Annotated in this window: 25 protein-coding genes; 10 read left to right on the top strand and 15 right to left on the bottom strand. The window is 52.2% G+C overall.

The features are described from left to right. Window positions 1-73 precede the first annotated feature (73 nt). The 5 genes from yaaA to BN1969_RS17300 form a co-directional block, all read right to left on the bottom strand. A complete protein-coding gene (yaaA, locus tag BN1969_RS14325; RefSeq protein ID WP_050624928.1) occupies window positions 74-832 on the bottom strand; it encodes a peroxide stress protein YaaA in 759 nt (252 codons plus the stop codon). Then, on the bottom strand, window positions 829-1,530 hold the full coding sequence (locus BN1969_RS14320) for an alpha/beta hydrolase (protein ID WP_336454712.1): 702 nt from the start codon (window positions 1,528-1,530) through the stop codon (window positions 829-831). Before BN1969_RS14320 ends, yaaA begins: the two co-directional genes overlap by 4 nt. Before the next feature lie 54 nt (window positions 1,531-1,584). Further along, complete coding sequence (locus tag BN1969_RS14315) at window positions 1,585-2,619, bottom strand: alcohol dehydrogenase (protein WP_050624927.1); 1,035 nt, start codon at window positions 2,617-2,619, stop codon at window positions 1,585-1,587. Window positions 2,620-2,851: 232 nt separating this feature from the next. Continuing rightward, entirely contained in the window at window positions 2,852-3,715 is an 864-nt protein-coding gene (locus BN1969_RS14310; protein ID WP_050624926.1) for a hypothetical protein, read from the bottom strand. A 282-nt stretch (window positions 3,716-3,997) separates the two neighbouring features. Then, window positions 3,998-5,116 carry an HNH endonuclease gene (locus BN1969_RS17300; protein ID WP_077138774.1) on the bottom strand — a complete coding sequence of 373 codons (1,119 nt, stop codon included), beginning with the start codon at window positions 5,114-5,116 and terminating at the stop codon, window positions 3,998-4,000. A 204-nt stretch (window positions 5,117-5,320) separates the two neighbouring features. Between BN1969_RS17300 and BN1969_RS14300 the strand changes: the two genes are divergently transcribed. From BN1969_RS14300 to BN1969_RS17625, 3 genes are all read left to right on the top strand, one after another. Continuing rightward, window positions 5,321-5,836 carry a hypothetical protein gene (locus tag BN1969_RS14300; protein WP_050624924.1) on the top strand — a complete coding sequence of 172 codons (516 nt, stop codon included), beginning with the start codon at window positions 5,321-5,323 and terminating at the stop codon, window positions 5,834-5,836. A gap of 130 nt (window positions 5,837-5,966) precedes the next feature. Continuing rightward, window positions 5,967-6,620, top strand: a complete 654-nt coding sequence (locus BN1969_RS17630; RefSeq protein WP_336454721.1) for a transposase — start codon at window positions 5,967-5,969, stop codon at window positions 6,618-6,620. 54 nt (window positions 6,621-6,674) lie between these two features. Then, complete coding sequence (locus BN1969_RS17625; protein ID WP_082203613.1) at window positions 6,675-7,136, top strand: transposase; 462 nt, start codon at window positions 6,675-6,677, stop codon at window positions 7,134-7,136. Between the two features lie 388 nt (window positions 7,137-7,524). On the opposite strand, the gene citG is transcribed toward BN1969_RS17625, so the two are convergent. After that, window positions 7,525-8,895 carry a triphosphoribosyl-dephospho-CoA synthase CitG gene (gene citG, locus BN1969_RS14285; protein WP_050624921.1) on the bottom strand — a complete coding sequence of 457 codons (1,371 nt, stop codon included), beginning with the start codon at window positions 8,893-8,895 and terminating at the stop codon, window positions 7,525-7,527. Between the two features lie 433 nt (window positions 8,896-9,328). On the opposite strand from citG, the gene nuoE reads away from it, so the two are divergent. Genes nuoE through BN1969_RS14265 form a run of 4 tightly spaced genes read left to right on the top strand, consistent with a single transcriptional unit; the run spans window position 9,329 to window position 13,828 of the window. Next, entirely contained in the window at window positions 9,329-9,832 is a 504-nt protein-coding gene (gene nuoE, locus BN1969_RS14280; protein WP_050624920.1) for an NADH-quinone oxidoreductase subunit NuoE, read from the top strand. A 20-nt stretch (window positions 9,833-9,852) separates the two neighbouring features. After that, window positions 9,853-10,233: a (2Fe-2S) ferredoxin domain-containing protein gene (locus BN1969_RS14275; RefSeq protein ID WP_242850349.1), complete on the top strand. Its 381-nt coding sequence runs from the start codon at window positions 9,853-9,855 to the stop codon at window positions 10,231-10,233. Window positions 10,234-10,264: 31 nt separating this feature from the next. After that, entirely contained in the window at window positions 10,265-12,034 is a 1,770-nt protein-coding gene (locus BN1969_RS14270) for an NADH-ubiquinone oxidoreductase-F iron-sulfur binding region domain-containing protein (protein WP_082203612.1), read from the top strand. A 15-nt stretch (window positions 12,035-12,049) separates the two neighbouring features. Continuing rightward, a complete protein-coding gene (locus BN1969_RS14265; RefSeq protein ID WP_082203611.1) occupies window positions 12,050-13,828 on the top strand; it encodes an NADH-dependent [FeFe] hydrogenase, group A6 in 1,779 nt (592 codons plus the stop codon). Between the two features lie 119 nt (window positions 13,829-13,947). Here BN1969_RS14265 and BN1969_RS14260 read toward each other — a convergent pair whose 3' ends face one another. After that, window positions 13,948-15,126: a 2-methylaconitate cis-trans isomerase PrpF family protein gene (locus BN1969_RS14260; protein ID WP_050624918.1), complete on the bottom strand. Its 1,179-nt coding sequence runs from the start codon at window positions 15,124-15,126 to the stop codon at window positions 13,948-13,950. Between the two features lie 110 nt (window positions 15,127-15,236). On the opposite strand from BN1969_RS14260, the gene BN1969_RS14255 reads away from it, so the two are divergent. After that, entirely contained in the window at window positions 15,237-16,205 is a 969-nt protein-coding gene (locus BN1969_RS14255; protein ID WP_050624917.1) for a LysR family transcriptional regulator, read from the top strand. Here the strand turns inward: BN1969_RS14255 and BN1969_RS14250 are convergent. Genes BN1969_RS14250 through BN1969_RS14225 form a run of 6 tightly spaced genes read right to left on the bottom strand, consistent with a single transcriptional unit; the run spans window position 16,200 to window position 22,188 of the window. Beyond that, window positions 16,200-17,555: an MmgE/PrpD family protein gene (locus BN1969_RS14250; protein ID WP_050624916.1), complete on the bottom strand. Its 1,356-nt coding sequence runs from the start codon at window positions 17,553-17,555 to the stop codon at window positions 16,200-16,202. The genes BN1969_RS14255 and BN1969_RS14250 overlap by 6 nt on opposite strands. A 56-nt stretch (window positions 17,556-17,611) precedes the next feature. Then, window positions 17,612-19,171, bottom strand: coding sequence for a citrate lyase subunit alpha (gene citF, locus BN1969_RS14245; RefSeq protein ID WP_050624915.1), 1,560 nt, complete (start codon window positions 19,169-19,171; stop codon window positions 17,612-17,614). Then, window positions 19,165-20,067, bottom strand: a complete 903-nt coding sequence (locus BN1969_RS14240; RefSeq protein WP_077138773.1) for an HpcH/HpaI aldolase/citrate lyase family protein — start codon at window positions 20,065-20,067, stop codon at window positions 19,165-19,167. The genes citF and BN1969_RS14240 overlap by 7 nt, the downstream gene beginning before the upstream one ends. Beyond that, window positions 20,054-20,362 (bottom strand): citrate lyase acyl carrier protein, encoded by a 309-nt coding sequence (citD, locus tag BN1969_RS14235; protein WP_050624914.1) that lies wholly within the window; start codon window positions 20,360-20,362, stop codon window positions 20,054-20,056. The genes BN1969_RS14240 and citD overlap by 14 nt, the downstream gene beginning before the upstream one ends. A 13-nt stretch (window positions 20,363-20,375) precedes the next feature. Next, entirely contained in the window at window positions 20,376-20,894 is a 519-nt protein-coding gene (locus BN1969_RS14230; RefSeq protein ID WP_050624913.1) for a LeuD/DmdB family oxidoreductase small subunit, read from the bottom strand. A gap of 13 nt (window positions 20,895-20,907) precedes the next feature. After that, complete coding sequence (locus BN1969_RS14225) at window positions 20,908-22,188, bottom strand: 3-isopropylmalate dehydratase large subunit (RefSeq protein WP_050624912.1); 1,281 nt, start codon at window positions 22,186-22,188, stop codon at window positions 20,908-20,910. A 361-nt stretch (window positions 22,189-22,549) separates the two neighbouring features. Between BN1969_RS14225 and BN1969_RS14220 the strand changes: the two genes are divergently transcribed. Next, complete coding sequence (locus BN1969_RS14220) at window positions 22,550-23,383, top strand: amidohydrolase family protein (protein ID WP_050624911.1); 834 nt, start codon at window positions 22,550-22,552, stop codon at window positions 23,381-23,383. A 32-nt stretch (window positions 23,384-23,415) separates the two neighbouring features. After that, complete coding sequence (citC, locus tag BN1969_RS14215) at window positions 23,416-24,444, top strand: [citrate (pro-3S)-lyase] ligase (RefSeq protein WP_050624910.1); 1,029 nt, start codon at window positions 23,416-23,418, stop codon at window positions 24,442-24,444. A gap of 80 nt (window positions 24,445-24,524) precedes the next feature. Here citC and BN1969_RS14210 read toward each other — a convergent pair whose 3' ends face one another. Beyond that, window positions 24,525-25,331, bottom strand: coding sequence for an alpha/beta fold hydrolase (locus BN1969_RS14210; protein ID WP_050624909.1), 807 nt, complete (start codon window positions 25,329-25,331; stop codon window positions 24,525-24,527). A 22-nt stretch (window positions 25,332-25,353) separates the two neighbouring features. Then, on the bottom strand, window positions 25,354-25,941 hold the full coding sequence (locus tag BN1969_RS14205; protein ID WP_050624908.1) for a nitroreductase family protein: 588 nt from the start codon (window positions 25,939-25,941) through the stop codon (window positions 25,354-25,356). Window positions 25,942-25,993 lie beyond the last annotated feature (52 nt).

Raw genomic sequence — 25,993 nt, 5'->3', positions numbered from 1 at the left:
AGGTAATATGAGACCGGGTTTGGCAAGAGCGCCAAACCCGGTCGTTTTTCAGCCATCCCAGCTTCCAGTATGTTCAAAATCCCTCTTTTTCTTTGAGAAAGACATAGTGATCGTGCCCGGAATGGGCGGCGTCATACCGGTAACCCAGATCCTGAAAGTCTTTCAGCTCCTCGCTCCGGCGGACGCCGCGCTCTGCCATCCAGCGGACCATCTGCCCCCGGGCCATCTTGCACAGCGTGCCCTTTTCCACCACCCGGCCGTCCTTACGCAGCTCGCCGAAGGTGCAGGTGAGCACCTCCACAGAGGGGGGCAGGTGGGGGAGCACCGCCCGGCTGTACTCCTGGGAGGCCAGGTCCACCACCAAGCCGGCCTCTCCGGCCAGCGCTCGGGCCAGCCTGTCTCCCCAGAAGGCGTACAGATCAGGGCAGCCGTTCACCGACAGACGGGCCTGCATCTCCAGGCGGTAGGGCGTCACGCCGTCGAAGGGGCGGAGCATGCCATAAAAGCCGGAGAGGATGCGCAGATGTTCCTGAAGATAGGTGAACTGGCCGGTCTCAAAGACGCCGGGGGCCATGTACTGATACTGGATGCCCTGATAGGAGAGCAGGGCGGGGGTGAGGCCCTTCCCCAGCTCCATGCGGGCCAGCCGCTCCACATTCAGATCAGTGATGGCATCGCTGCACCGCCACAGCTGCTTCAGCTCCTGCCGGGACAGGGAACGCAGAGCGGAGAGCAGGCGCTCCGTCTCTGGGAGAAAGGCGGGCAGAGCCTGGGGAGAGAGCGTGTCGGTGTCGGTCCGCATCTTTTTGGCGGGGGAGATGAGGATCTTCATGTGCTCGCCTCCTCCCACTGCCTCAGAACCGCCAGCTGTTCCGGGGTATGGAACCAGTGCTCCATCCCCTCCGCCGCAGTCAGGGAGCAGCGGAAGCGGCGGGCAAAGCGGTCCACTGTGTCCCGGGGCACCAGATGGTCCTTTTGGGCCCAGAGGATGCGGGTGGGGGTCTCCCAGCGGGAGACAGGGTGGGCGCGGACGTACTGGAGATAGGGCCAGGACAGGGTCTCACCGAACTCAGTGGAAATCTCTCCCTCGGCCTCCAGGCGTGACTCGGTCACCCCGGCCCAGGACATCATCTCCTGGATCAGGCGCTCCATGTCCAGCACCGGGGAGACGAAGAGGGCTCGGTCCAGGGGGTGGTCCTGAAAGGCCAGCAGGGAGAACCAGGCCCCCAGGCTGACGGCCCGGAGGGCCAGGCGGTTCCACTTCTGTCCGGACAGGGAGAGCAGGTCTCTCAACTCGGGGACAGCGTGCCAGGGGGTGAAGAGCTCCGGCCCGCCGGACCGTGCCCCGTGGCCGGGCAGGTCGATGGCCAGTACTTGCCAGCCCTTGGGGCAGACCACCTGGGCGAAGGACTCGGCCTCCTCCTTGCGGCCGCCCTTGCCGTGGAGGCAGAGCCAGACCTGAGGGGACGGGAAGCCGTAGAGGACAGCGGGGACGGAGGCGTGGTTCAGAGTCAGAGTCATGGTATCCATAAGGTTCCTCCCGCTCCCTGGGGAGCGATCTGTCGTAGGATGGCTGGGAAGGCGTCAGGGCTGGATGGCCACCTTGATGACGCCCTCCCGCCGGGACTCGAAGAGCTGGTAGGCCGCGTCGATGTCCTTGAGAGGGTAGGTGTGGGTGATGAGGGGAGTGGTGTCCAGCTTCCCGGCGGCGATCAGGTCCAGGGTCTGGGCACAGTTGCAGCCATCCACCCCGCCGGTCTTGAAGGTGAGATTCTTGCCGTACATGTCGGGCAGAGGGAGCAGCTGCGGCCGGTCGTAAAGGGCCACCACCGTCACCACCGCATTGGGCCTGGCGCACTCCCAGGCCAGACGGAAGGTGTCCTCGCTGCCCGCCACCTCCAGCACCACATCCGCCCCTCCGTGGGCGCTGTGGGCCAGGACCGCCTCCCGGAGCCCCTCCGGCTCCAGTGCCAGCACCTGAGGATAGTGGGCACGGACGAAAGCCAGGCGCTGGGGGTCCCGCTCACAGACGATGACCCGCCTGGGGTTTTCCAGCAGGACGCACTGGAGAGTGCACAGGCCGGTGGGGCCGGCGCCCAGGACGAGCACCGTGTCCTCCGGTGAGATCTGGGAGATCTGAGCGGCCCAGTATCCGGTGGCCAGGATGTCCCCCACGAACAGGGCCTGCCGGTCCGTTACGGCGTGAGGGATCTTGGTCAGCCCCTGGTCGGCATAGGGGACCCGGACATACTCCGCCTGCCCGCCGTCGATGCGGCAGCCAAGGGCCCAGCCGCCGCTGGGATCGGTGCAGTTGTTGACCCAGCCGTGTCGGCAGAAAAAGCAGGAGCCGCAGAAGGTCTCCACATTGACGGCCACCCGGTCTCCGGGGCGGAGGGTACGGACGTCCGGGCCTGTCTCCTCCACCACGCCTACCATCTCGTGTCCCACCGTGACGCCGGGCACCGCCCGGGGAACAGAGCCGTGCTTGATGTGCAGATCGCTGGTGCAGATGCTGGCCAGCGTGACCCGGACGACCGCGTCCCCGGGGTCCAGCAGGACCGGCTTTGGCTTGTCCAGCAGGGCGAATTTCCCCCGCTCCAGATAGGTGTAGGCGAGCATGGATCAGACCTCCTGTGTTTTGAGATGGATGAAGGCGGCGCCGGATCGGAGAGAAGGTGCCGGTGCCCATGTCACACAGCGCGCCGGAACCCAGGGCGCGCCCTAACAGCGCCGCCCGGCCTGCCCATTATACCTCAGGAAGAGAAAAACAGCAACTCGGGAAGTTAGGGGGAGCGGCAGGGGACATGTGATGATAAAACCTGAGAGGAACTAAGGCCGTCAGGCAGTTTGGTCAAATGTCCTGATAGTTTGTTCCCTGAAAAAGCTGCAGTAATCTGCAGACTCCCCAAGGAATTTCATCCTGATAGGACAGAGAGGCTTCTGACTGCTCCTGCGCTAGTTTTATGATGGTGCTGTCTGTTGCTTCGAGTTCATTTCCGTTTGGATCTAAAAGCTTTCCCAATAACAGCACTCCGTGCGGCCCGCAGAGTTCCTCTTTAAATTTCAAGGCGTCAATAGCCTTATTTTCTTGTTCTGGAGTCACTGTATAAAACATCAGCTTCTTTTCGATCTGCTCCAGTTGTTCTTTTGCTGTTTTAAAAATCGGGAACAAATCGAAGCACTCTTCCAGTTTGGTAAAAGCGGCGCGCTGGGGAGCGGTAAAGCGGGAGTTGTCGAGCAACCGTCGACGATGTGCATATATCTGCGCGGGCATGCCTAAACGCACGGATATACCGTCAAAAACATCGTCTACATGTTGGAAATTTCGAAGGGCATATGTAATTTTATACTCATCGTAAGTATCGAAGGCAAGCGTGGTCAGCTTTTGATAAGCGGAAAAATAGTTGGATCCCTCGCCATAAGCTCTGACTATATAGGTTCTCCAATGATCAAGACACTCGTTGAAAGAGTACAAGAAATTTGCCACAGCATCCTTTGCGTTACGTTCTAACTTTGCGGCGTTTTTTTCAGGGGCTTCCAGGATTTCCGCTAATGCAGAAAATCGATCTTCTACCCTCTGAAAACGGTCAATATTCTTCTGATAGGGGCCCAGCTCCTGTGCTAATGAGTGATACCACTTGCGCTCATCGCTTGTGGCCGGACGCAGATGCTGAAGAGTGCTATCATCGACATAGAAAAAATACTCTATATCCATATCTATATTCTCCTCTCTCAAATTTTAAAATCAAGAATCTCATAGAGTTACTTTTGGTATATCATTTATTAAAAATCCTGTCACTCAATTTTGCTTTCGAGTGTAGTTATAGGATTTCCAGTTATGAATATTCCTACTATTCCACATGCACACAGGCATAGCAAAAGACCGCCGATAAACGTCGACGGTCTTTCCAATTTGGTCGGAGTGGAATTATAGGATTCCACGAAATCAGAACAACAGAAATGGTATTCGGGTAGTCGGCGATCAGTATTTCCCTTTTCAAATTTTCTGACGGAACTCTTGTATTTTTTCGATGATAATGCGACTTGGGTCATTCCCTCGTTGTTTTCCGAGTAACATCTGCTCTACATCATTATCGCTTAAAATTACTATCATTTTGTTTTCACTTTGCCAAATGTCACGAAGGTGTATTTCAGAACTTGGGTCTCCGCCACATCTCGAAAAAATAAGGCCAAATAAGCCAACGCCCTTCTCTTTTAAATAATGGGCAACTTGCAAAATATCATCTTTTCCAATTTCATGCGCAGAATTCTTTGCATCTACAACAATAAACTCTGCTTTATACCGATCTCGAAGGTACATCCAATATCCATATTCTGAGTAATTTGGGATTATATAGTCTCTTCGATTAGCGTAATTGGCATCGGAGTTTTGTTCAGACACAGGATCGAGAGGCGGGCAAAATAGGGCGAATAGAATTTCGCCAACCAATTTTTGATAGACCTGCCAGTCTTCATACCCCGGTCGACATTGTTTAAGCTTAGCAATCAATTCGTCATATTGATCCGGTGCAGCACAAACTGGCAACGCAATGTCCGGAACCCCCAAACGAAGAGTTTCACTATCCCATAGTGTAATTCCTGCCGTTTTAACACGTTGACGGTATTCTGAGGCAAGAAGTGTAGGAACAGCAAGAATATAATTGATATTTGGACAGGCTTGCTTATAGTAAGATAACTGTCGAATTGCTGATAATATTCTTTGATCTGTAGCGGCTAACATCTCTTTTACCTCGATAGCAAACATTTCTTCTTTGCCATGAAGCTTTCGAGTAAATGTAATGTCAAATAGTATTTTTTGTCCATCGGATGTTTCGGCAGGCGTGTCCATGCAGACATTTTCAAATCTGACATCTTGATCTAAAAATTGCTTCAAGTATTCTTTAAACGCATATTCTGAAAAATAAGCGCGATTTGATAGCTTTGAGTTGCATTGTTTGCAAAGCAATCTTAAGTTGTCAATATGATCCGCACCGCCAAGACTTTTGGGGAAAATATGATCAATAACGGTCTCTTCGTATACTAAAGGCCTGCCACATCGTGCGCATCGTCCTTCTCCGCTTTTCCAAAGCTCTCTTTTTGTGCTATCATTGATCATATGCCTCACCTCAGATTAAATATTATCATAAAAAGAAAGCCATAACAACTCTTACACTATTAGTTGATGCCAGATTAATCCGATTTTGGGACAAAATAGAGCTGTTGACAAAATAAATGTGCATAAAACGGTTGACAAGAAAGATAAAGTACTGCACAATATAATTAGCACGTGCGCAAATCATATTGTACAGGAGGACTCGTGATGGATACAGCAAAGGAGCTTCAGGTATTGCGTGAGGAGTTGATCTGGGAAATCGATGAGAAGATCGGACAAATGCTAAAAAAACTGCAAAACGAGAATAATACAAACCACCAAAAAAATCATGTACAGACGAGAGTATATGAAAGCGTTTACCCTTTGAACGTGGGAACAGGCATATACAAGGGAAAGCGGCCAACAGCAGTTATATTCCCTGGTGAAGTGCGAAAAGAGTGCCCAACATGGAAAAAAGTTATGGAAGAAATATTGAAAGATTGCTGTAAAAATTTGGAGAGACACCAGATGCTCATGGATCTCCGTGGTAAAATCTTGGGGCGAAACCGGGTACTGCTGGGCAGTGAGACAGGGAAAATGCGCAGTCCGGTGAAAATAGATGAGGCTCTTTTTGTAGAAACGCACTATGACGCAGAGACTTTGCTGCGTATATTGACGACCCGCATTCTGGATGAGGTTGGTTATGACTACAGTAAGATACAAATTGCAGTAAAAACTGAGTAAAGAGGAGGAAAAGTCCATGCAGCTGAAAATACACATGCTGACAATAGAGGATCTGGTGCCCGCAGATCATTTACTGCGAAAAATTGACGCTGCACTGGACTTCTCCTTTGTCTAGGAAGAAACATCCGGCCTGTATCAACGGCGGTACGGCCGTCCGCCCATCGACCCGGTGGTAATGGTAAAATATTTGTTGATTGGCTTTTTGTACGGCATCCCATCGGAGCGGCAAATCGAACAGCGGTGTGCGGACAGTAATGCGTTTCGCTGGTATTTGGGGATAGATTTGGATGAACGGGTGCCAGACCACAGCACGATTTCTCAGCTGCAAAGGAGGAAGCCCGCGTTCCGGAAAGTATTCCGGCGGTTATTTGAAGAGGTGGTGCGGCAGTGTGTGGAAAAAGGTCTGGTGAGCGGACGGCTTGCGGTGACGGACTCCACCCATGTAAAGACCAACGCATCCAGAGCCTCAGAGCAGGCAATAGAGGTACTGGAAGAGGCCGGGAACTATTGGAAGCTGCTGGACACCTATGAGGAGGAGGGGCTGGAGGAGCTGAAACGGCAGACGGGGAAGCGCCGGGCGAAGCGGACAAAGCAGGTCAAAAAGGACAAGCGCCGTTCCCGCAAGAAGGTGAGCGGCACGGACCCGGAGGCAGGTTATATGAAGCGGCCCGGCAAGCCCAGCGGATTTTATTACCTGTCTCACCAGACGACCGACCCGGACCACGGTATTATCACCGCTGTGACCGTGACGCCGGGGGACGTCCATGACTCCAGGCCCTACTAGAGTATGTCCATAAAAATGTCGTTCCGCTGAACGCCGCTGCGGCAGACTCCGCCTATGACTTCTCGCTGGCACACTGGGTGCTGGAAGAATTGGGCATTGACTTTTTTGTTGTGCCCCAGCCCGCCCATGACCGCACGAAGGCTGAATTTAAGCGGGATGTATTCACCTATGCTGAACAGCGGGCTGTTCTGGGAATACTGGGCGGAAAAGAAAGACTGCGGCAGCTGTCCTTTGCGGCAGAAATGTTTGAATGAAACGGACAAGGCCGGCGCCAGAAAGCTCCAGGACAGTTATTTCAAGACTGCTGTTCAGCAGCATTTCTTCAGGCAGTGGGAATCGGAATACCGGGAGGCGCTGAAGCAGCGGCAGATTTGGTGCGAGGGTACTTTTGCCGCGCAGAAATGGGGACACAACCTGACACGTCTCCTGCGACGAGGTTTAGAGGCAGCGGAGGACCACTGCCTCCTTTCCGCTGCGGCCTTGAACGTCAAAAGAATGATCCGATGTCTGAATTGACGCTGGGAGGTGTCTTTTTTCTTGCTCTAAACCACGCTTATCTCTCAAATTTAGCACTTTGCCAACAGCTCCAATTTGTCCCAAACTGTTTACTCTCGCGTAGCTCGGATGATATATCCCTCGTTGCCGCATATGGTTCAGAACAGCCGGGCACTGTCTGTCAAGGGTACATAGTACTGCCGTTGTACGACGGCTACCTTTGACTGGCTGTCCTGGCTGTTCTATTTTATGGCGGACAGGGGGATATCCTCCAGAGCCACTTCCTTTCTCAATCTTGTGAAAGAGCGGGGGATAGGTTGAACATCAAAGAAATTGTAAGGATAAATGTTCCCTATGAGCGCATGATGAACGGGTCTATGCCGTTTCCCGGCAGCACTGCGGTTTGGGATTATGATTCACTTTCACACCAATGGTGAAGGAATAAGGTGACGGCTAAAAGATCTGCACAGCCGCCGGGAGACAAATTTTTCTCGATGAAGGTCTGATCCAGCCGGGAAATAGTTTCCCAATCCGGAAGCGGATTATCCGCTAATAAGGCTTGTACGTTCCGCATGGCTTGGCGTGCTTCTTCCAATCCGCCTCGGGCGATCATATTGGTGTCCGATACATGAGCAATCAAATAAAGCAGCGTGATGGCAGCGGCATCGTTGTAATGCTTACCTGCCGTCAGTGCACGACGAAGAACGGGAATACCGATGCGGGAAACAGAAGGGAGGCCTGCGGCAATTTCGCCGCGAATTCCCTTTATCCCCTGCTGCAGGTAGAGCCGCTGACCTGTGGTCAGTTTGAGGTTTCCATTGCTGTTCATTGTCATGGTACGAAAATCGGCATCGATTGCACGCTGGGTCATCTGTGCGCACATATCGAGAATCGCGGTGAGGTTCCGACAGGGCTGTTCGGCGTTCCAAAGTCGGCCAATTGCACCGCAGACAGTGCCCATGGTAAAAATGGCACCTTTGTGGGTGTTAATCCCCCCGGTAGCCTGGAACATATCCTGTTCCGCTTGAATCCCCGTTCTGCGCAAACGGGCAAAGGTTTCATCGGGAGAAAGCTCCTTGGTTTGCTGTCCCAGGGCTACGCAGCGGGACAGGTAAGGCGATAAAGCAGAAGCGCTAGCGGTAAACGTGAAGATGTCCATGTCTTTGTGGCTTCCACTGTTCACACGATCGACGAGCCCGGGTTTGGGTGTGACACATACCTCGTCTAGCAGGCTTCGCAGAGCCAGCGTTGAGATTTGACGCTGATCTTCCTGCTGAAAATGATGGCATAAAATTTCCATTGTAACTGCCTGCAACTGCTCCACGGTGTGCAATCTTCGGGAAGCGCAGCGGCGCCCGGATGCTCCGCAGACGATGCAGCCCCGAGCATGTCCACCCACTTCCTCCCGGCGCAGCTGTGTTCCCGTTTCGTCCAGCACGTCCATATCAAATAGCCTGCCAAGTGGGGAAGAATCTTCGATTCCGGTGCACAGCTTTTTAATCATATGTGCATTAGCGCGTACGGCATAGTATGCTTCACAACCCGTATGTTTCAGACGTGTTTGCTGGCCTGCGACCTCGACATGGTGCTCATGGAAAGCAGCCAAAAGCGTTTGACAGCCAAAGTGAAAGGCGCGGCGGACCAAGGGGGAATCTTTTTTCGGCCCAGCGATATTCATCGTAAAACAGACCAAAGGAAGGCCATATGTATGTATGAACTCTTGTTGCAGGCCAGCCCTATATTCTCTTGCTTGAAGTATCTGTTGTGGTGTGACGCCCATATGATTGCCTCCTGTGGTAATCAAAGAAATCGAATGTTTTCCAGTGAGCCGGATAAATCTCTCTGTTATGCTATTATAGCATAACAGATTGCTAAAACAAAGAATGGTAGGACGAATTGGAGCGTACGCCTCCCAAAGATGACAGGGCGTTGCAGAAAAACATGCAGGAATACTGACAATCTTATTGCAACTTTAAGTTGCGGTCCTTGCCGGTTTTTTTGCTTTTCAGATGCGGTGATCTGTGATATTTTAACCTATATTATTAAAAATGAATGAAGAAAATATATATATTGCAAAAAATAGAATGTGACAGACACATGTAAAAGTTTGAAATTATGAAAAGACGAGAAAAAGAAGCAAGCTATAGGATATAGCAGAAGAACCTACAAGTACGTTGCCGCGTTTCAGAGGCAGAAATGAAAGGAAGGACTATATGAAAAATACAAAAGCAGACTCTGTGTGCCCATGCCAATCCAACCAGGATCTGCGAGCCCAACAACTGGCTACATGGATTGCGCAGCATAAGCAGGAGCCGGGAATTGCACTTCCAGCACTGCAAAAGGCGCAGGAAATCTACGGCTTTTTGCCGGAGGCAGCGCAGCGCGTTGTGGCGCGGGAGTTGGGGAAGTCTCTGTCGGAAATTTACGGAATTGCCACGTTTTATTCCATGTTCAGCCTTACCCCAAAGGGACGGAATCACATTAACGTATGCTTGGGAACTGCATGCTATGTAAAAGGCGGAAACCGGATTTATGAACTGTTGCAGAGTAAGCTTGGAATACAAGGGGGCGAGTGTACCCCAGATGGCCGTTTCAGCTTGGATGCCTGCCGCTGCTTGGGATGCTGCGGTATGGCGCCAGTCATTATGATTAACGAAGATGTATACGGCAGCTTGACTGGTGAGGAATTGGATGCCATTTTGGCGAAGTATCCATGAGTGATATGTGAGGCAGGATGATGAAAGAGAACATACAAATTCGGAATCTGGCCGCGCTTCGGGCCATCAAGGAAGCGACGCTTGCCGTAATGGACCCGGAGAAAAGTGGAAGTCCCCGTGTCGTTGTGGGGCTAGCCACTTGCGGGATTGCGGCGGGTGCACAGGATGTATATGATGCGCTGAAAAATGAACTCAAGGCCCAGGGAATGGACTACGTCCTGTTAGAAGCTACAGGATGTGTGGGAATTTGCCAGTTTGAACCTGTTGTGGAAGTGTACATTCCCCACCAGCCTAGGACGACTTATGTGCATATGACCCCGGATAAAGCGGTTCGAGTGGTTCAGCAGCATCTGCGGGGCGGCAATCCACTAGGCGAGTATACAATTGGTTCCGTACAGTAAGGAGGTGTGAGGCGTGTACAGAGGATATATTATGGTTTGCTCCGGCCCAAACTGCGGGCGTACCTCCGACCGTATTGCAGAAGAATTTGAGGTACAAATTAAGATTGCTGGTCTTCGTCAGGAAATACAGGTCATTCGCGGCAGCTGTATGGGCCTTTGCTCATCTGGCCCCAATGTCATTATGTTCCCAGAGGGGACGATTTACAGCCATGTTCAGATTCAGGATGCAGCTCGCATTGTCAATGAGCACCTTTTGAAAGGCAATCGCGTAGAAGAACTGCTGTATGATGAAACGAAGGTCACAAATACAACCCGCGGTTTGGATCAGACGGAGTTTTTCCAGCGTCAGACACGGGTGGCGTTGCGCAACTGCGGAGTGATTGATCCGCAGAATATTGAGGAGTACATTGCAGTGGACGGCTATGCAGCATTGTACAAGGTGTTGACGGAGATGTCTCCTGATGAAGTGATCGATACAGTGCTGGAAAGCGGACTGCAGGGCCGGGGCGGTGCAGGGTTCCCAACCGGAATGAAGTGGAAATTTGCCAGCGGAAACCGGGGGCAGGTGCAAAAATACGTTTGCTGCAATGCAGACGAAGGCGATCCAGGCGCATTTATGGATCGCAGCATTCTGGAAGGAAATCCTCATACGGTCATTGAAGCCATGGCCATTGCTGCGTATGCCATTGGAGCGGACAAGGGGTATATTTATGTCCGGGCGGAGTATCCAGTTGCCGTAAAGCACCTGAGCATTGCCATTGAGCAGGCCAAAGAGCGGGGGCTGCTGGGGGAGCATATTTTTGATACTCCCTTTAACTTTGATCTAGAAATCAAACTGGGTGCCGGTGCGTTTGTCTGCGGCGAGGAGACCGCGCTGATGACCAGCATTGAGGGAAAACGCGGCGAACCGCATACCAGGCCGCCCTTCCCTGCGGTCAAGGGACTGTTTGAATCGCCCACCATTCTGAATAACGTAGAAACCTATGCGAATATCTGTCAGATCATTTTGAACGGCCCCCAGTGGTATCAGTCCATTGGCAGCGAAAAGAGTAAAGGGACGAAGGTGTTTGCGCTGGGCGGAAAGATTAAAAATACCGGCCTGGTGGAAGTGCCTATGGGCACAACCTTACGTGAAATTATCGAAGAGATCGGCGGGGGAATCCCTAGAGGAAAGAAATTTAAGGCGGCGCAGACCGGCGGCCCATCCGGCGGATGTATTCCGGACCATTTGATTGATACGCCGATGGATTATGACAATTTGCTTGCCATTGGCACGATGATGGGTTCCGGAGGATTGATTGTGATGGACGAAGACACCTGTATGGTAGACATTGCCAAGTTCTTCCTGGAATTTACCGTTGATGAAAGCTGCGGCAAGTGTACGCCGTGCCGGGTCGGAACTAAGCGGCTGCTGGAGCTGTTGAATAAAATTACCCAGGGGCAGGGGACCATGGAGGATCTGGAGCGCATAGAGGAGCTGGCCAGCTTTATTAAAAGCAACAGTTTGTGCGGCTTGGGCCAGACGGCACCGAATCCTGTGTTGTCTACTCTGCGGTATTTTCGGGATGAGTATGTGGAGCACATCCAGAATAAACGCTGCCCGGCCAAGGTTTGCAGAGCCTTGCTGACTTACCAGATTGACCCAGGGAAGTGCAAAGGCTGTACCGCGTGTGTGAAAGCATGTCCGGCGGATGCCATCATCGGCAGCGTGAAGAATCCCCATAAAATCGACGTACAGAAGTGTATCAAGTGCGGCAGCTGCATTGACAAATGCCGCTTTGACGCCATCAGCAGGAATTAAGGAGGCGATGGAGCGATGGAAACCTTGAATAGACAGGATCAGACTATGGTCCACCTGACCATAAACAACATCCCTTGCTGTGCTCCTGCTGGTTCCACCATTTTGGAGGCGGCGCACGCTGCGGGTATCGCCATTCCAACCCTATGCTACCTGAAAGGTGTGAATGAGATTGGCGCTTGCCGCATGTGTGTGGTAGAGGTGCGGGGGGCGCGCAATCTGGTTCCCGCCTGTGTCCATCCCATTGCAGAGGGAATGGAGGTATTTACCAACACCAAAAATGTTCAGGCGGCCCGCCGAACCAATCTGAAGCTTTTGTTGTCCATACATAACCAGGACTGCCTGAGTTGTCCCAGAAGCGGCGACTGTGAGCTTCAAAAGCTATGCCGCGAGTATGGCGTGGATAACCATATGGCATTTGAAGGGGAGAAGAACCACTACGAGATTGATACCACTACGCCGCATTTGATTCGGGACAACAGCAAATGTATTTTGTGCCGGCGCTGTGTGGCTACCTGCGAGAAAGTGATGGGAGTGGAAGCTATTGGTGTGTCTCAGCGCGGATTCAAGACCCATATTGGACCGAGCTTTGACGCCATGCTGAATCAAACCGCCTGCATTAATTGCGGACAGTGCATTGTGGCTTGTCCTACGGGCGCTCTTACCACCACCGTGGAGACCGATACAGTTTGGGCGGCTATTGATGACCCTACCAAACACGTCATAATCCAGACAGCTCCCAGTGTGCGGGCCACCTTGGGTGAGTGCTTTGGATTGCCGGTTGGCACCAATGTAGAGGGGAAGATGGTTGCCGCTCTGCGCCGTCTAGGGTTTGACGGTGTTTTTGATACTGACTTTGCGGCGGATATGACCATCATGGAAGAGGCCACGGAGTTTCTCCACCGCTTTGAAAGCGGCCAGCGACTTCCCCTGTTTACCAGCTGCTGTCCGGGGTGGGTTAAATATTGTGAGGAGTTCTATCCGGAATTCTTACCCAATCTTTCTACTTGTAAGAGTCCCCAGCAGATATTTGGTGCCTTGGCAAAGACTTATTACGCACAGAAGAAAGGAATTGATCCCAAAGATATCGTCTGTGTGTCGATTATGCCCTGTACGGCCAAGAAGTTTGAGCACAAGAGAGGGAACCAAAGCACAGCTGGAGATGGAATTCGGGATGTAGATGTAGCGCTTACGACCCGTGCCCTAGGGCATATGATCAAACGCGCAGGACTTCTCTTTGACCAGATGCCGGATGAGCAATTTGATTCTGCTTTGGGGATTGCAAGCGGTGCCAGCTATATTTTTGGCGTGACCGGAGGAGTCATGGAGGCTGCTTTGCGGACCGCAGCGGAGGTACTGACCGGAAAACCGCTGGCCGACCCGGTATTCCAGGACATTCGTGGAACGGACCAGGGCATCAAGGAAGCAGAGTATCAACTTGTCGGAAAGAAAATTCGGGTCTGCTGTGTCAGTGGGATTGGCAATGCAGCTACCGTGTTGGAATGGATCAAAAGCGGCGAGAAACAATATGATTTCGTGGAAGTCATGGCCTGCCCGGGCGGCTGTATCAACGGCGGTGGCCAGCCTACCCAGCCTGCGGAGGTACGAAACTTTTGGAACCTGAAAGCATTGCGGGCCAAAGCACTGTACGATGAGGATGAGGCGACGGTGCTGAGGAAGAGCCATGAAAATCCATTGGTTCAGCGCGTGTATGAGGAATTTCTGGGACAGCCGGGTAGTGAAAAAGCCCACCATATTCTGCATACCAGTTACGTGGAACGGGATTATGAATATTAATCCTGCCCGGGCAGTTCAGAAGCGCAGCCGAAAGTCTTGAAACAGCGGACCAGGCGGCAGCCGGTACTATACCGGCCGCCGCCTTTTGATACTGGATAGAAGTGCAATAACACGGCCCATCAGACCCGGACGTACACATAGCCTTCCATAATGCGGCGAGCAGTGCGGTCTAAATTGCCGCTGAGAACGGTATGGGTGCCGTCTTCATTTTCCTTCAGGTCAGCGTAGGCGTCCATGATGCCCCACGGGTGGCCGATGCGAATGTGGGGTGCGCGGTTGGAGGGGATCTTGCCGTTGCCGCAAATGATTTCGTTGACAATGGTACCGGGAGTATTGGCAGCGGTAACGGTGCAGATGGCGCCGGTTCCCATGTAAGCGTCGATCATCTTCATGTTGACGGAGAAAAGGCGTCCCACAATGTCGATATCTTCTGCATGGATTTCCGTTCCATTGCCTGCAGTATAGTTGACGGGCTTGGTGGCAAAAGCGATCTTAGGCAAGGTTTGACTGTTCTTTTTAGCATCTTCCAAATCCTTGGCGAAGCCGAGGATAATCGCGCCGGTTCCCCGAATGATTTCCAACTTGCGGCAGATCTCCTGACAGTCAGGCAGAGCATTGAATTGGGCAGGGGTTTCTGTGCCGGTCACGCCAAAGTCCTTAGGGTGAACAAAGATGACAGGGTTGGCGGCGTCCACAAAGCTGTACTCATATTCCTTGCCGTCAATTTCAATGGTGTCCTTTACGTTCCCGGTGGGCAGCAGTTTGCCGGAGGCGGCACCCTGGGGGCCGACAAACTTCAGGGTCACTTTCGCGCCGGTTCCGGGTACGCCGTCAATGGCAAAATCGCCCTCCGTCATGGCGCGCCCGTCTTTGACAGGAACTTGGGCAATAATTTCCTTTTGCGTATTCGTGTTAAAAATGTGTACCTCCGTGATAGGCTCCACAGCCTCTACCAGGCCTTCGTCGATAGCAAAGGGACCTACGGCAGAGGAAATGTTGCCGCAGTTCATGGTCTTGCCCACGATGGGAGCGGCGATATCCACCTGGCCAAAGTCATAGTCTACATCAATGCCGGGGCGGGAACTTTTCTTGATGATGGCGACCTTGCTGGTGGAGGTATTGGCGCCGCCCATGCCGTCAATCTGGCGGCGGTCAGGAGAACCAAAGGCGCTCAGAATTACCTTATCGCGCTGCTCCACATCCTGAGGAAGGTCTTTGTCATGGAAAAACACGGCCTTGGACGTGCCGCCTCGCATATAGACGCAGGGAATTTTCACATTGGGTTTGTATTCAGACATGGTTGTGTTCCTCCTTATGGTTTACTGAGTAAAACAGGGATGACAATATTATGCGCACTGTGCTACAATAAAGAATAACGCTATCACGGCCGGAAAAAGGAGTGAGAATTGTGCTGCAAAATTACGAATATTTTCTTATGTTGGCGGAAACCAAAAACATATCTAAGGCGGCGGAAAAACTATATGTTTCCCACCAGTGCCTCAGTCGGTATTTGAAAAATCTGGAAGACGAGTGCGGGCTGATGCTCTTTCAGCGAAAGCCCACACTTGAACTGACCTACGCAGGAACCGTCCTGGCAGACTCTATGCGGGAGATTCAGCGGATTGAGCAGGATACCCGTCGTAAATTAACAGATCTGAAAGACGGTTCCACCGGAGAGGTTCGGCTTGGTGTGACAGAGGGGAGGCTGAGAATTTTCCTGCCCGGGCTGATCAAAGCCTATCAGGAGATGTTTCCCGGCGTTATGTTGCGGGCAGTCAGCGCGCCGACCAAGGAGCTACTGGAGCTGCTGGTAGACAATAAGCTGGATTTGGTACTCGGAAGCCCCACCGACCGCGTGATTCACAATCTTGAGTATCTTACCATCATGGAAGAAGATCTCTATTTGGTCGTGTCGGATTCGCTGCTCCAGCAATATTTTCCAGATTCCTATCCGGAATGCAAAGAGAAGTTTTTCAAAGGCGCAGATATTCGCCTTTTTCAAAACGTTCCATTTTGTGCCGCTACCAAGGGATATAATTCCCGCAGTATCATAGATGAGTTCTTGCAGACGACCAATACCACCATCCGTATCATCTATGAAGCAAACCAACCCGACCTGCTCCACCTTATGACGGCCCACGACTATGCGGCGTCGTTTTCTTTGTCCATGTACCTGCCTCATATTCATTCCCTGAATCAGTCCTTGGCTGAAGGACATAAACTCAATGTATTTCCCATAAAGGGGCTGAGCAGAAAGAATCCGATTTTTTTGATCTATCGGAAAGGAACCTATCTGCCCAACTATACCAAGGCACTGATCGGCCTGATCCAACGGCAATGCACCGCTTACCAGGAACCGCTGGACCAGCTTTTATAGTAAGAGCTGTGTCAAAGCGGCTATATCGTCCTGCTGATCCAGGCAGCGGAACTGCTGGACCAGAGACTTGGAGCGGTCGGCGGAAAGCATGGCAGCGGCGTTTGCCAGGAATTTGGCCTCCAGTTCGGCCCAGCCCACAGGATTATTGGGAGATCCCTTCAGATCGTAAAGTTCCTTTTCGTAGGTACGGCCGTCGTTCAGGATGATTTCCACTTTGGCCCCGCGCTGTTGGGGGAATTTTGCCTGCACCGAGGGGTCTACTGCACAGGTGACCCGTTCTGCAAGGGCAAGGTAATCGGGATTCGTGTAGCTGGGGGCGGTTAAGTGGCCAACACCAAAACAATGGTCCATCAGTGCCACTGCACTTCCATAAGCAAGGCTGAATTTGGCTTGGCCAGAATTCTGAGGCGCCTTGATGATACCGGTCAGATCGTAAGCCACCTGATGGGTTCCAATCCAGATATGCTCCACTTGCTCCGGGGTGATTTGGTGCTCCTGCGCCAAATCCAGCACGGCCTCAATACCCGGCTGAGCATGGCGACAGGAGGGGTACATTTTGTTATAAGTATTTGCGATGGAGTAAACAACACCCAAGTCTCGAATCACATCGTCCGCATCAACCTGCTCAGATTGCGTGTGGAACAGGCCATCCTTTCCTTCCAATGCACTCAGGCAGCCCTCCATATTCTGGGCAGCCAGGAAGGCGGCCATGATACCGCTGTATGCTGCGTTGCCTACTTGTACACATTTGGAGCGCTGGCCTGAGCAGGTTGCCTCCATGGTTCCACTGGCCAGCATACCGGCCTGTCCCAGGCCGTTGGCGAGCTGTTTTTCATTCAAGCCCATGAGCTTTCCGGCTACTGCCATCGCGCCGAAGACATCACAGTTACTGGAGGGATGGAAACCTTTGTTGATCTGCTTTGGATTCATATGGGATGCGATGCGGTATACCACCTCATACCCCAGCACAACAGCGACCAGGATCTCCCGGCCGGAGCGCTTAAATTCCTGGCCGAGGACAAGGGCAGTCGGAACAACCACCGCGCCGGCATGGCAACCGGCATTCTTATGCCCGTCATCCAGCTCCACTGCGTGGGCGAAGGTAGCGTTGATCATGGCTGCGTGGGCAGGGGAGTAGATGGCGTTTCCACCCAGAACCGAACAATGGCCCGTGCCCAAGGCTGCGATTGCCTGGCGGAAGGACTGGGCATATTCCCAGTTGCAGCAGCCCGCGATGGCAGCGCCTACGGTATCCATAATGCGCTCTTTGGCTTGTACAATCACGTCTTGAGGCAAATCCTCATAGTTGGTATGGGCAATAAAAGAAGCAAAATGTTCCGTCAAATACATATTTTGTCCCTCTTTTAATTGCGAGACTCCCTTGGGAGTCTCGCAGTATGTTATCATTAGCGCTTTATCTGGCGGATGACATCAATTACCGTGCCATCCCGGTACTCTACTATGCAGGTGATTCGGTCGGTTGTCTCAATCGCCTTCGGCTCGCCGGTCATGGAAGTGGAAAGTTCGTGAAGCTGTTGAATGGAGACGAGTTTGAGATTGGTTTTTTCCAGATCCTCTTTCAGCTCCTGATAGTTTCTGTGCTTGGGATTCAGCGCTATGCCGGCCTCGGTCACAACTGCCGCAACAGTTTCGCCGGGGGTGCAGAGGGTAAAGACCCGCTTGACGATGGAGGGGGTACGACCACGGATAATGGGCAGTGTAACAATGGAGATCGCTGCGCCGCCGGCTACATCAGGGCCGCCGCCCAGGCCACCCATCATTTCTCCGGAAGAGCCAGTGAGGATATTGACATTGAAGTCGGTGTCCACTTCCAGTGCACCCAGTACGCCGAAGTCCTCCCGATTTAAAAATCCGCCCTTACTGTATGCGTTGGCGTAGTCCGCATTGTCGATTTCTACCACGTCTTGGCGGTCATAGATGGCTCTTGCAGCCACCGCGTCAAAGGACTGGCTGCATTCGACTACGCGGACAAGTCCCTCATCATACATATCGATGATGGCCGCGGGAATTCCGCCCAGGGCAAAGCTGGCCTTAACGCCTCGCTCACGCATGCGGTCAGCCAGGTATTTGGTAGTAGCGATAGAAATGGCACCTGCCCCTGTCTGGAAAGAGAAGCCGTCCTTAAAACGGCGAGAGGCGGCAATCAGATCCACGGTCCGCTCTGCAATGAGCAGATCCCGAGGATTTTTGGTCAGCCGGGCAGCGCCGGCACCGATTTTTACTGGATCGCCGATGGAATCAACCTGCACCACATAGTCAACATACTGCTGAGAAATGCTGACCGGGCAGCAGGGATACTCCACTAAGTTGTCGGTAATAACGATCGTACAAGCTGCGCTTTGCGCGTCAATAAAGGCGTACCCCAGAGAGCCGCAGGCATTGGGGCCGATTTGCCCGGTACAGTTGCCATAGTCGTCGGCGGCAGAGGCTCCGATAAAAGCAACATCGATTTGCAGCTCTCCGGCCTCAATGGCTCTGGGCCTTGCACCATGGGTGCGAAGGATCACCGGGTTTTCCATCTCGCCGGCCAGAACAGCATCGCCCAGCTGTCCACGGATTCCGCTGGCCTCAATGCGATCAATGGTACCGTCTTTTACAAAATCTGCAATAGAGGGATTTTTAATGTTGACCACGGCGCTGGGCGCAAAGCGAAGACCTTTGATTCCCAGTTCGCGAATTGCAGTTAAGACCTGACCAATGACCTGGTCACCCTCCCGGAAGCAGTGGTGGAAGGAGATGGTCATCCCGTCCGTTAATCCGGATGCGGTGATAGCTTCCTTTAGACTTCCTAAAAGCTTTGTAGAGCCGGGAATACGGTGACCGGCTGTGCGGTGGGTGATGACCGTGCCTTCCTTCGCGGGGGTGCTGTATGGGCCGGTATAAGGCTTGACCACATAATCCCCGATTTTTTCCGGCAGCTCACGCCCCAGACTGTTGATTAACATGATGTGACACCCCCTGTCTTAATACCGGCGGCTTTGGCCTTTGCCAGCACAGCGCGTGCGCGCAGTTCCATGGGTTTATCCACCATGCCGCCGTCCAAAACACAGACGCCGGTATGATTTCTGGCTGCCTCTTCCAGTGCCTCCAGAACTCTTTGTGCATTGCGGATTTCTTTGGCTGTGGGAGTGAAGCAAGCGTTTACAGTGTCGATTTGCCGGGGATGCACACAGGTTTTTCCGTCAAAGCCGAGGGTTCGTGTCATCTCAAGATCGCGCTTGAGTCCTTCTTCATCGTTAAGGTCGGAAAAGACTGCATCTTGTGCGGAGATTCCCGCAGCGCGGCAGGCCATCAGCACGGCATTGCGGGCATAGAAAATTTCCCAGCCCGGTTTGGTGCGCTGGGCGTTCATGCTGGCGGTAAAGTCTTCGGCGCCCAGAGCCATTGCGACGACCCGAGGGCTTGCAGAGGCGATTTCCTGCGCATTCATGACACCCAGATAGGATTCGATGTTGCACCAGATTTTAATGCTCCCTTCGGGCAGACCGGCCTTTTTCTCGATGGCGGTAACTTTCTCATCCACTCGTTTTACTTCGCTGGCATATTCCACTTTTGGAATACGGATGGCATCAGGCTGAGCCCGCACAGCAGCTTCCAGGTCCTCGTCCAACTCCTTGGAATATAATCCGTTCACACGGATCAGGATATACTTTCCTTTGGGGCGCTGTTCCTTCACCGCGTGGTATACCAGCAATCTGGCGGCATCTTTCTCTCCCACGGAGACAGAATCTTCAAGGTCATAGACCAGGCAGTCTTCGTTATAAAATCCGGCCTGAATCATTTTAACAGGGCTGGTTCCTCCAACATACATGGAGGTCCGCATTAACTCATTGTCCGACATTGGGATCCTCCTTTCCCCAGTTAAACGGGCTGTCTGTCGCCCGGCAGACAGCACATTCCATTCTGGCACGGATGGCAAAGTCCAGAGCGCCCTTGTCATTGATCTCTACTATGGCGTCTATAATTGCAAATTCCTCCAGGACGGACCGGACAGTAGCCTCAATGGCATCTCCAAACAGCGCCTTTACGTCGCTTTTCAGGTCGATTTGAATTCCCTGACCGGGGTTTGGCCGGAGCATAATCTGTACATCGCTGGATTCCAGAGTCCCGGCGACGGCCGGTTTTTTCAGTTCCATATCCTTGCCCTCCTTACGGCTGAGTATGGGCCTTCATATATTGGAAAAGGCCTCCGGCCTGCATGATGTCATGTTCCAGATCGCTGACCGCATCGCCGTGGAAGTTCTCCCCGGTAGCGGTATCTACGATTTCACCGGTGGATAAATCCACTTCCAGGGTGTCACCGTTTTTGATTTTGCCCTCTTCAATGGCCTGGGCAATTCCCTTGACAAAGAGTACCGGGTAACCGTTGTTGATTGCATTGCGGTAATAGATGCGGGAACAGGTTTCTGCCAGCACACAGGGGACACCGGCATATTGCAGGCAGTAAACTGCGTGCTCACGGCTGGAGCCGCACCCAAAGTTTTTTCCAGCTACCACAAAGTCTCCGGGCTTTACTTCCTTGGCGAAGTGTTCCATACCGGGATAATATTCAAAGGCATACTGCGGCATCTGCTTGGGATCAGTCTCTGCAAGGTATTTGTTGTGGTAGATAAGGTCGGTGTCTACATCATTTCCAAAGACCCAGGCCCGTCCAATCTGCTTGCTCATTTGCTGCACCTCCTTAGTTCAAATAGTCTCTGGGATCGGTGATCTGTCCGTTGACTGCGGTTGCCATGGCGGACATGGGGGAGAGCAGATAAGTGTGGCTGCCTTTTCCCACTTTGCCGATGAAGTTTCGGTTGTTTGTTGCCACGCCTACATCTCCGGAAGGTAGCGCGCCGTAGTGCTCTGCGGTACAAAGTGCACAGGTTGGGTTCGTGAAGACGATGCCGGCTTTTAAGAAGTCAAATACCAGCCCCTCATGAATACACTGCATTTGTACTTCGGTGGTGCTGGGGGTGATGATAACGCGGGTATCGAGATTTACTTTCCCACCCATGGCCATCAGCACATCATGGGCGGCCTTGATATCTTCATAGCGGCCGTTGGAACAGGAACCAATATGCACCTGATCTACATGGACACCGGCAACTTCCCGTACCGGCTTTACATTGTCAGGGGCATCAGGGCAGGAGGCCATAGGCTCCAGCGTGCTGACATCGTATTCCAACACCTTGCAATATTCCGCATTTTTGTCAGCGGAGAGCATCTTTACTCGCTCCAGGACTTCTTCGCCTGCGCGCTCCACCAGCCAATCCAGCACGGCACCATTTGGCATAATCAGGGGGACTTTGCCGCTCATTTCTGTAATCATGGAGCAAAGGGTGATACGTTCGGCCAGCGAGGCCTTTTCAATTGTTTCGCCGACAAATTCCACGGCCAGGTAATCCATGCCGCCGGCCCCCAAGTCGCCTACGATTTTTGTGAGCAGGTCCCGCATACACACCCCCTTGGGGAAGGAGCCTTTTACAATGATTTTCATGGTTTCGGGTACCCGGAACCAGCTAATACCCTTGATGTATGCCGCTGCCACATCAGAGTTACCGACACCGGTGGCAAACGCACCCACTGCCCCCAGTAGATTCATGTGGCTGTCGGTGCCTAAGATCACATTGCCGGGCTTGACCAGACCGGCCTCCAGCATGACATGCTGGCCGATGCCGTGATTGATATCAAACAGGTAAGAAATGCCCTGACGCTTTGCAAACTCCCGGATGATCTTTTGGTTGTTCGATACTTTTTCAGAGTGAGAGGGGGCCTGAAGGTCAAACGTAAAGGCGACCTTATCCGGGTCCCATACCTTGGCATCCCGGCCCATTTCCTGTTCAAATTGCAGCACACAATTTGCTCCGCCGAAATCACGGGCTGAGGCCAGATCTACCTTGCACCAGACCCGGTCACCCACCTGAACACTCCGCCCGGCGGCCCGTTCCATGATTTTCATAATACAAGTTTTACCCAACGAGATACACTCCTTTCAAATGGAGAGAGGTCGATAGCTTCTACTCACAAGGACTATGATATACTGCAAGAATGAGGTGCCCATTGGGTAGAGACCGTCGCACTGTCCCGCTTTCTTCATCTTAATGTTACACGGCACTTGTGCCACAGAAAAGCACATTTTTTTTGTTGCGCTGCATATTTAAGTTGCATATGTCCTTTGCGTTTTTCTTCAAATATTGGTTGGATAATTTCCTATTTAATTGGATTTGCAAGGATGTTTCTTTGTGGTACCGTAAATATGGAATTTTGTAGTTGTGCTACAGCTGTGCTTGCAAAATGCGGTGAAAAAATCTTTATAAAAACCAAGGAGGAGATATGCAATGAGCACCCCGACGAATCAGCTGTCCTTTACCATGCCCCCAAATGCCTGTAACGCGCATCTACACATTATTGACCCTGCTTTTCCCAATGATGGACATGCAGCGGCCCAGATAGGGACAGTTGACGCCTATCGCCAGTTGGCTCGGGATCTGAACCTGCCCCGCGCTGTGTTTGTACAGGCTAAGCCCTTTGCATTGGATAATACCTGCCTATTGGATGCGATTGCTCGTTTCGGCAAGGAAAATGCCCGCGGTATTGCGGTTGTGGATCATACGGTGACCAATCGGGAACTGGAGATTCTCCATGAAGGGGGAGTAAGAGGCCTTCGGTTCAGTGTGTGGAACCCAAACAATGCGGTTATCACAATGGAGGACTGCCTGCCTTTGAGCCAGCGTATCAAAGAGTTCGGCTGGAATATCCAGCTGCATATGAGCGCCGCTCAGATTGCGTCTTACGCAGATTTAATTTCAAGTCTGGAGTGTAAGGTAGTGATTGATCATATGGGGCGGCTGGATCCCAGGCTGGGGACGTCTGATCCCGCTTACCAGGTGATTTGCCGGATGATTGACCGCGGCAATACATGGATCAAATTATCCGGTCCTTATTTGAATACCTGTCAGGGGGAACCCTGGGACGATGCCACCAGAACTGCCCAGGTCATTGTGCAGTTTGCCCCCCAGCGTGTGGTGTGGGGCAGTGATTTTCCCCATGTGACGGAGAAGAAAAAGCCTGAGGAGCTTACGCTTGTGGAGATGATTCCACTTTGGCTACCAACAGAGCAGGCCAGAAAGCTGGTCATGAGTGAAAATCCCCAGAAGCTGTATGGTTTTTAAAAAATTCTATTTGCGGCAAGGAGGCGCTTATAATGATAGAGGGATATCGAATTGCACCGATACCGCTGCACTTTCCCGAGGAACGAGAGCAGTTGAGGGCATTTCTTGCGCGCCACCAGCTGCGTTATGAATCTGACATTCAAAGCGCGTTTGGCATTTATAATGAAGAGGATGTGTTGGTAGGGTGCGGGTGTGCAGCCGGATATTTGATGAAATGCTTTGCTGTGGAGCCCGATTTGCGGGGGCAGAATGCGCTTGGACTTCTGGTTTCCTATTTGATGCAGGAGCGCTTTTCTGCAGGATATTATGATCTGTTCGTCATTACCCGTGCACATAACGAAGAACTGTTTTCCCAGTGTTCCTTATTTCCAGTGGTTCGTACCGGTGAATTGGTTCTGCTGGAAAACCGAAAGGATGGGCCAGAGAGATTTGCCTCTGAGTTTTGGAAAGACGGAGATGAGGAAAAACAGGTTGGCGCGATCGTTATGAACTGCAATCCCTTTACGATGGGGCATCTTGCGCTGGTAGAGTATGCGGTCCAGCATTGTGATGTGCTGCACCTGTTTGTTGTGGAAGAGGACCGCTCGGAGTTTCCCACCCGGGTCCGGTTGAAGCTGGTACAGGAGGGAACCAAACACCTGGATAATGTCAGGGTTCATCTCAGCGGGCCATATATGATTTCAGCCGCTACGTTTCCTACTTACTTTTTAAAGAAGGGGGAAGATGCCGCCGCGCTGCAAACAGAATTAGATATTGCCCTTTTTACCCAGCGTATTGCGCCGGAATTAAACATCAAGCGCCGTTTTGCAGGAGCGGAACCACTGGATGCAACCACTGCACGTTATAACCGCGCCATGAGGGAGCTTCTTCCCACGCATGGGATAGAGTTTTGTGAAATCCCGAGGGTGGAGCAAGACGGCACAGTGATCAGTGCCTCGCGAGTGCGGAAGCTGCTCAAGGAGAAGGGCGTATGCGATGAGGTAATTGCTATGGTAGCGCCGCCCACCACAGCTTATCTGAAAAGAGAATTCCTTGGCGGGAATAAGGCGACACTGACTTAAATACAAAAATATGCAAGAATGCGGTGAGAATGAAACCTCACCGCATTCTTGCATATTGGAGAAAAGAAGAAATGGTTGAATTATAGAAGCACGCCGGAAGACCAGTGTCGCAAGATGATTTCAGAGAGAAGTTCTGGGTGAGAGCGTGCAATGTAGGGGGTGCCCACCGGGGCTGGAATGGCCTCTACCACGCCGTTGGCAATATACGCTTTGGCCGTTTCCACCAGAGCCTCAGGATTGCGAAAGCAACCATAAGAGAGGGTAAGTGTGGGGACGGACAGCCGGGGAAGCATTTCTATGAGAGGGGTATCTTCAAACAAAGCCCAATGCAATGTCTCACCCAGAATTCCAGATGAGTGTAAACAGCGGCACCTGGCATCACAGATATCTGCATTCTCCCCATATTTAAAGCACCGTGACCAGAGCTCTAAAAGATGGCTTCCATCTTCTTTGGGCGTAACTACAGAGTATTCCGGTAGATTTCGTTTCTGAGCATATTGAACGGGATCGGGGGCGTAAAGAGGGTGGGCTAGAATCAAACCGGCAATATGTTCAGGGTGATTAACACCCAGGTGAACGATCATATTGGCAGTGGCTAGATTTCCATAGAGGATAGCTTTTTGAATCCCCAGCTGCTCCATAAAAGAGAGAACGGTATTTGCGTGATCGGATAAGGTATAGTACCGTGGAGGCGCATCTGAGCTTCCAAATCCAAGCAGATCCGGCGCATAGACATAAAATCCAGATTGGGCCAGCTTCTCACCCACAAGCTCAAATTCATCACTGGAACTTCCGGACATATGCAGAAAAATGATCACATTGGAGCCGGTCCCGGAAAAGCGATAATGCATCTGGCCTTCAGGAATATCCGTGTATGCACGTTTCAAACTGATACCCCCCGTATCACATTTACTCAGAAATAATGGTCACCCGTCCATCCTTACGAGGCGCCGTTGCGGGCTTTGGGCCGGCAGGGTGTCCAAGTACGATGCTGCCGCAGATTTCCTCGTCTTGTCCGATTCCGTACGGCTGCAGGAAATTGCGGAGGACAGGATTTTCACTCAGCCAATGTAACTGGTTGACCCAACAGGCGCCCAAACCAAGCGCGGAAGCGGCAACCTGCATGTTTTGCAGTGCACTGGCACTGTCTGCCATACCGTTAGGCCAGCCCAAAGGAGCACCTGCAATGATCACCACAGGCGCATGGAAGGAAAAATCGTAGCTATCCGGACGATTATGTGCATTGCGGATCGCGATATTCTGATATAGCCCCTCCTGAGGGGTCATCTTCAGAAATTCGCCTCGAACCAGAGCGGTGAGCTGATCTAAAAGGTCGCGTCGAGCAAGTGCGGTCAGATGGACCACCTGATGATTTCCTCCATTGGCTGCATAAAGTCCGCATTGAATGATTTGATTTAAATCGTCGGGCGATACCGGCTCGTCAGTGTATTTCCGAATACTGCGGCGGCTCAAAATAGCATCGATGATCTGATTCATGGGAATATCTCCTTTCGCTAGATGAAAGCGGGGGAGATGTACAAGGTACTGT

The organism is Clostridium phoceensis (genome assembly GCF_001244495.1).
GTDB lineage: Bacteria > Bacillota > Clostridia > Oscillospirales > Oscillospiraceae > Lawsonibacter > Lawsonibacter asaccharolyticus.
The sequence above is the reverse complement of the archived record's forward strand: the minus strand, read 5'-3'. Positions and strand labels throughout refer to the sequence as shown.